Annotated in this window: 2 protein-coding genes; both read left to right on the top strand. The window is 59.8% G+C overall.

Annotated elements, in window-relative coordinates; translation table 11 throughout:
• The first annotated feature begins 504 nt into the window (after positions 1–504).
• Entirely contained in the window at positions 505–771 is a 267-nt protein-coding gene (locus AC1DZU_RS35510; RefSeq protein ID WP_477292111.1) for a type II toxin-antitoxin system ParD family antitoxin, read from the top strand.
• Positions 772–774: 3 nt separating this feature from the next.
• Positions 775–1,086 (top strand): type II toxin-antitoxin system RelE/ParE family toxin, encoded by a 312-nt coding sequence (locus AC1DZU_RS35505; protein ID WP_477292109.1) that lies wholly within the window; start codon positions 775–777, stop codon positions 1,084–1,086.
• Positions 1,087–1,438: the final 352 nt, after the last annotated feature.

Genomic DNA, 1,438 nt, shown 5'->3' with positions numbered 1-1,438 from the left:
CGGCTGACCGTGACCATGGAACTGAACCCCTCAGCGCCCCGCAAGGAACCATAGTCGACGCAGCAGGACAAATAAGACTAAGCCTGTCCCCGCAACCAAATCAACAAAACGCCCGTCAGGCCAAAAGCCGGCGGGCGTTGCGCGTTTGGAGCATATGTGAGCCGTAGATCGGAAGCGCAAACGGCAATGTCTGCGTGACACGACAAAACCGGACAGAAATGACATCCCGAGCGCGTCGGCGATCCGGTTGGAGTTCGCGTCTGTCGTCGCGCGCATGCTGCCATTGAGATGACGACCGCGGGCATCGACTTTGCATGCCGCTCCTCGATCGCGCCGGCGCCCTCAAGGCTGAGACGACATTCCGGTCGTGCCGAATCAGGCGACGGCATCTCCCGGAGCCCGATTGCGGCAAGGTGGAGCATGGGCGAATCAGCCAGATTGCTAATAGTTGACATCTATTGCTATCCGCGTTGAGCGCTCCCATAATGTTTGCAGGAGGTTGCCATGCCAAATTACGCTTTGAACGACCACTATGAGAGCTTCATCAGGAAGCAGCTCGAATCAGGCCGCTACAACAACGCCAGCGAGGTTGTCCGCGCGGGCCTGCGCATGCTCGAGGACTTCGAGGCGGAGCGAGAGAAATGGCTGCGTGAAGACATACCGTCGCGCCTGGCCGAGCTCCAGCAGGATCCAACGAAAGGGATCCCTGCCGACACGGTGTTTTCGCGGCTGGAGGCGCGTCATCGCGCGAAACGGGCGAAAGCCAAGTAGGGGATGGAGTATCAGATTGTCTTCCACCTCAAGGCGGAGTCCGAGCTGGAAGCGCTCTATGACGATATAGCGGAGCGCGCATCGCCTGCGATCGCCTGGAATTTCGTTGTGGGTATCCGCGAGCATTGTCTCGGCCTGTCGACTTTTCCACAGCGCGGCACCGAGCGGCTCGAGATCATGCCCGGGTTGCGGATTGTTGGGTACCGGCGCGCTGTCAGCATTGCATTCGCCGTCGAGGGCGAGCGGGTGCTGATTTTGGGCGTCTTTTACGCTGGCCGCAACATCACGCCGGAATTGCTTGAAGAACGGCTCTAACCGGCGCTTAAGCAGGGGGCGGCCATGGCGCACCGCCTAGCGTGACCAGCGATTTCGGGCCGATGGCATCCGCTCGGCGCTGATCTGGTGGCGTGCTTCATGGGGATAAGCTGCACCGGAAAGCCGGTCACAGTCGGGCCAAGCCAACTCACAAATTTGGGCCTCGTCGAGATCTCCACGAGAAATCGAAAAAAGGGTGATCTTGGCTGTTGACACTTGTTGATGGTGGCGACTATATACGCCTCACCAACGAGGGCGGCACGCCGCTGGCGACGAAGAAGTTTGCTTCTAAGCCTGCCCGTTGTGAGATTCAAGAGAGCCGCGTAAGCGACACTCGGACGGCCCCGGAGCC

The sequence above is a fragment of the Mesorhizobium sp. P2_A12 genome (genome assembly GCF_056405075.1).
Note: the sequence above shows the minus strand (reverse complement) of the source record. Positions and strands in the feature narration are given on the sequence as shown.